6 protein-coding genes and 1 pseudogene are annotated in these 4,895 nt (G+C 66.5%); 6 read left to right on the plus strand and 1 reads right to left on the minus strand.

Annotated elements, in window-relative coordinates:
- Positions 1-166: 166 nt before the first annotated feature.
- The 3 genes from WAO18_RS23480 (at position 167) to WAO18_RS23490 (ending at position 3,119) form a co-directional block, all read left to right on the plus strand.
- On the plus strand, positions 167-655 hold the full coding sequence (locus WAO18_RS23480) for a glutathione peroxidase (RefSeq protein WP_422208629.1): 489 nt from the start codon (positions 167-169) through the stop codon (positions 653-655).
- Positions 656-734: 79 nt separating this feature from the next.
- Positions 735-1,439 (plus strand): DUF2334 domain-containing protein, encoded by a 705-nt coding sequence (locus tag WAO18_RS23485; RefSeq protein ID WP_422208630.1) that lies wholly within the window; start codon positions 735-737, stop codon positions 1,437-1,439.
- A gap of 27 nt (positions 1,440-1,466) precedes the next feature.
- On the plus strand, positions 1,467-3,119 hold the full coding sequence (locus WAO18_RS23490) for an FAD-binding dehydrogenase (protein ID WP_422208631.1): 1,653 nt from the start codon (positions 1,467-1,469) through the stop codon (positions 3,117-3,119).
- Here the strand turns inward: WAO18_RS23490 and WAO18_RS23495 are convergent.
- On the minus strand, positions 3,116-3,754 hold the full coding sequence (locus tag WAO18_RS23495; RefSeq protein WP_422208632.1) for an MBL fold metallo-hydrolase: 639 nt from the start codon (positions 3,752-3,754) through the stop codon (positions 3,116-3,118). The genes WAO18_RS23490 and WAO18_RS23495 overlap by 4 nt on opposite strands.
- Positions 3,755-3,786: 32 nt before the next feature.
- On the opposite strand from WAO18_RS23495, the gene WAO18_RS23500 reads away from it, so the two are divergent.
- The 3 genes and pseudogenes from WAO18_RS23500 to WAO18_RS23510 form a co-directional block, all read left to right on the plus strand.
- Positions 3,787-4,455 carry an ATPase gene (locus WAO18_RS23500; protein ID WP_422208633.1) on the plus strand — a complete coding sequence of 223 codons (669 nt, stop codon included), beginning with the start codon at positions 3,787-3,789 and terminating at the stop codon, positions 4,453-4,455.
- Positions 4,456-4,521: 66 nt separating this feature from the next.
- Entirely contained in the window at positions 4,522-4,761 is a 240-nt protein-coding gene (gene purS / locus WAO18_RS23505) for a phosphoribosylformylglycinamidine synthase subunit PurS (protein WP_422208634.1), read from the plus strand.
- A pseudogene (locus tag WAO18_RS23510) lies at positions 4,758-4,895 on the plus strand (phosphoribosylformylglycinamidine synthase subunit PurQ); the annotation flags it as partial. The gene purS and the pseudogene WAO18_RS23510, both read left to right, overlap by 4 nt.

Raw genomic sequence — 4,895 nt, forward strand, 5'->3', positions numbered from 1 at the left:
CCGGCGATGCGCAGCAGGCCGGCATCGAGCGAATCTGGATAGTCGGGGAGATCGTTGGCGGCGGGTTCGGCGTTGGTGGTCGGTACCGCGCGAGAAACCATGGTCACCAGCGTAACGAGTAGGTAGCTAGCTGATCAAATAATATGTCCTGAGGTAGCCTCCGGGTATGACTGTGACCCAGATCGCTTTGACCGGCCTTGATGGCGGCCCGATGTCGCTGGCCGACTTCAACGACCGTGCGGTGCTGGTGGTCAACGTGGCATCGAAATGTGGTTTGACGCCGCAATACGCCGCGCTCGAGCAGCTGGCGCGCGACTACGGCGAGCGCGGGCTCACGGTTCTCGGCGTTCCGTGCAACCAATTCATGGGCCAGGAGCCCGGCACCGCGGAAGAAATCCAGACCTTCTGCTCCACGAACTACGGCGTGACGTTTCCGCTGCTGGCTAAAACCGAGGTCAACGGGCCAGAGCGGCACCCGCTGTACGCCGAGCTGACCAAGACGCCCGACGCGGCCGGCGAGGCCGGGGACGTGCAGTGGAACTTCGAGAAGTTTCTGATCGCGCCGGGCGGCGAGGTGGTCCACCGATTCCGTCCGCAAACCGTGCCCGACGCCCCGGAGGTGATCGCGGCCGTCGAGGCCGTGCTCCCGAATTAGCTGGTAGCCGCGCATAACTGACGCTTGCTGTCCGCATGTATGTCACCATCTGGACACCTGGCATCGTCAAACTTGTGTTGTGTCTGGGAAGTTGATCGTTTCGGTCTCCGGGATCTGCGAACGCGCATTGGGCGACGTCGCTGAGTTCTGCGAAAAGATGGATGCCCGGTCGGTTCCGGTGTCGTTGCTGGTCGCCCCGCGGTTGAAGGGCGGCTACCGGCTGGACCAGGACCCGCTCACTGTCGAATGGCTGGCAGGCCGACGAGCCGCCGGTGACGCGATCTTGCTGAACGGATACGACGACGCGGCAACCAAGAAGCGCCGCGGTGAGTTCGCGACGCTGCCTGCGCACGAGGCGAATCTGCGTTTGATGGCCGCCGACCGGGTGCTCGAACACCTCGGACTGCGTACCCGGCTCTTCGCGCCGCCGCGTTGGACCGCGTCGCCAGGAACCGTTATTGCATTGCCGCGCAACGGGTTTCGACTTCTCGCCGATCTGCACGAGATCAACGACCTGGTCCGGCACACATCGGTGCGGGCACGGGTACTGGGCATCGGCGAGGGCTTCCTGTCCGAGCCGTGGTGGTGCCGGATGCTGGTGCTGTCGGCCGAGCGGGTGGCGCGCCGCGACGGCATCGTCCGGGTCGCGGTCGCGGCCAGTCATCTGCGTAAGCCCGGGCCGCTGCAGGCGATGCTGGACGCCGTGGATCTGGGCCTGCTACATGGATGCGAACCCACGGTGTACCACTGGCGGGCCGATCAGGCGATTCTCAACGCAGCCTGACCCATCGGGTCGCTACTGTTTAGCGCCATGAGCGATACCCAAGCTGATGTGATCATCGTCGGGGCGGGCCTGGCCGGCCTGGTTGCCGCCTGCGAGGTGGTGGATCGCGGCAAGCGGGTGCTGATCGTCGACCAGGAGAACAGCGCCAACCTCGGTGGGCAAGCGTTCTGGTCGTTCGGCGGCTTGTTCTTTGTCGACAGCCCCGAGCAGCGCCGGCTGGGTGTCCACGACAGTCACGAACTCGCTCTGCAGGATTGGCTCGGCACCGCCGCGTTCGACCGACAGGAAGACTACTGGCCGAGGCAATGGGCACATGCCTACGTCGATTTCGCGGCAGGGGAGAAGCGCAGCTGGCTGCGCGCCAGGGGCTTGAAGATCTTCCCGCTGGTCGGCTGGGCCGAGCGCGGCGGCTACGGCGCGGTGGGGCACGGCAACTCGGTGCCTCGCTTCCACATCACCTGGGGAACCGGGCCGGCCATCGTCGAGATCTTCGCCCGGCGGCTGGTCGACCATCCGAACGTGCGGTTCGCCCACCGTCATCAGGTCGACGAGCTGATCGTCGAGGGCGAGGCGGTGACCGGGATCCGGGGCACGGTGCTGGAACCGTCATCCGAAGCTCGCGGCGTCAAGTCGTCGCGAAATGCCATCGGGGAGTTCGAGTTCCGCGCTCAGGCTGTGATCGTCACCAGCGGAGGTATCGGTGGCAACCATGAACTGGTGCGGGCGAACTGGCCGACGCGGATGGGCCGGGTCCCCGAGCAGATGCTGGCCGGGGTGCCCGCCCATGTCGACGGCCGGATGATCGCGATCACCGAGAAGACCGGGGCGCGGGTGATCAACCGGGACCGGATGTGGCACTACACCGAGGGCATCACCAACTACGACCCGATCTGGCCGCTGCACGGCATCCGGATCATCCCGGGGCCGTCGTCGCTGTGGCTGGACGCCACGGGCAAGCGCCTGCCGGTCCCGCTCTACCCGGGCTTCGACACTCTGGGAACGCTGGAGTACATCGCGAAGTCGGGCTACGACTACACCTGGTTTGTGTTGAACGCCAAAATCATTGGCAAGGAGTTCGGGCTATCTGGTCAGGAGCAGAACCCCGACCTGACCAGCCGCAGCGTGCGCCAACTACTGGTGTCGCGGGCTGGATCGGGTGCGCCAGGGCCGGTGCAGGCATTCCTCGATCGGGGCATAGATTTCGTCAGCGCGAACTCGTTGCGCGAGTTGGTCGAGTCGATGAACAAACTTCCCGATGTTGCGCCGCTGGACTATGCGACGGTCGCCGACGAGGTCACCGCGCGAGATCGCGAGGTGGCCAACAACTTCACCAAGGACGGGCAGATCACCGCAATCCGGGCTGCCCGCGGCTTCCTCGGCGACCGGCTGGGCCGAGTCGTTGCCCCGCACCGCTTGGCCGATCCCAAGGCCGGGCCGTTCATCGCGGTCAAGCTGCACATCCTGACCCGAAAGACGTTGGGTGGGTTGGAAACCGACCTGGACTCGCGTGTGCTCAAGGACGGCGGGACCCCGCTCGACGGGCTGTACGCCGCCGGCGAGGTGGCCGGCTTCGGCGGCGGCGGGGTGCACGGCTACCGGGCGCTGGAGGGAACGTTTCTCGGCGGGTGCATCTTCTCCGCTCGCGCCGCGGGCCGCGGAGCGGTCAACGACATCGGCTAGAAGGTGACCGAGCTTTCCTCGGGGAGCACCTGGAAGTCGGCGTGGGTCATTTCGGTGAGCCGGCCGTAATAGATGCCGCGCGCATCCGGGGCGATGATGCCCTGGTGGATCGGCACCGCCCGGGCCGGCGCCACGGCCCGCAGGTAGTCGACGGCTTCGGAGATCTTCATCCACGGCGCGGCCGCCGGCGTGGCCAATACATCGATCGGCTCGTCGGGAACGAACAGCGCATCGCCGGGATGCATGAAGCGCGCGGGGTGTTCGCCGTCGCCGATGAGGTACGAAATGTTGTCGATCACCGGAATTTCCGGATGGATAACGGCATGGCGGCCACCGATGGCGCGGACGGTCAGCTCGCCGACCGACAGCTCGTCGCCGACATGCACCGCTTGGCACGGAACCGAGAGCTGCTCGGTGGTCTGCGGGTCGGCATACACCGCCGCACCCGGGTTGGCGTCGAGTAGCGCGGGCAGCCGCTGCTGATCCACGTGATCGGGGTGCTGATGGGTGATCACAATCGCCGAGAGACCGGTGATGCCCTCGAAGCCGTGCGAGAAGGTTCCCGGGTCGAACAGCAGCGTGGTGTGGCCGAAGTCGGCGAGAACGCAGGAATGACCGAAATGCGTGAGTTGCATGTCTACGATTGTGCGCTCATGGGGTGCACCGCATGCGCCTAGTGATGGCGGCAGCGTTGACCGCGGGCTGTCTAGCGGCGACATGCGTATCGGGCATCGCCGTCGCCGACCCCGAGACCTGCCCTCCGACGTGCGACCAGATTCCCGACACCGCGTGGATATCCCCGTCCGCGATGCCGCTCAACTCGACCTATCACTGGCCGGCCCCGGCTGGGTCCGCGGTGTCGATGACCGGGACGGTGACGCCGCGATTCCGATTCGAGGAGGTCTGCGCGACTCCCGCATTCCCGCAGGACACCCGCAACTCCGCGGTCTCAGGCAGGGTGACGGTGGACAACCCTCAGGGTCAGTGGCAGTTGCGGGCCCAAGTGGTGCACTGGCGTGGGGACACCGCGCGCGGCGGACAAAATGCGTCGTCGGTGGTCGACATCGCGGCGGCGGCACTGCGCGGCTGCCAACTGGGAGCCGCGGCCGAGTCGCCGTCGATCACCGTCGACGAGCCGAATCGGCTGTCGGCGGTGATCAGCGGACCGGTGCTGATGCATACCTACCTGGTCGCGCGCCCGGAAAACAGCACGATCAGCGAGCTGACGCTCTGGGCGTCCGATCCTGTCCAGCTGCCGTGGCCGATCATCTCCGACGCCCAGGTGCTGGACGCGATGGCCGCGCCGTTGTGCGCGGCATACCTCGGCTCGTGCTAGCACGACGAGCGCGGGGCCGACCGGTAGAGTTGGCGCCGAGCAGCCAAAACGGCAGGAGGAGTGCGGGTGGCCCGGGTGATTGTGCACGTAATGCCCAAGGGTGAGATTCTCGACCCGCAGGGCCAGGCGATCGTCGGCGCATTGGGCCGGCTCGGACATGCCGGAATCTCAAATGTGCGGCAGGGCAAGCGGTTTGAGCTCGAGGTGGACGACAGTGTCGACGACTCGGCGCTGGCCGAGATTGCCGAGTCGCTGCTGGCCAATACCGTGATCGAAGACTGGACCGTCAGCCGAGAAGTGCAGTGACGACGCGGATCGGCGTCATCACTTTCCCCGGAACGCTCGATGATGTGGACGCCGCGCGCGCGGTGCGCGCCGTCGGGGCTGAGGCGGTCAGCCTGTGGCACGCCGACGCCGACCTCAAGGGCGTCGAGGCGGTG

This window comes from Mycobacterium sp., from assembly GCF_049278535.1.
In the GTDB taxonomy this organism is placed as follows: Bacteria; Actinomycetota; Actinomycetes; order Mycobacteriales; family Mycobacteriaceae; genus Mycobacterium.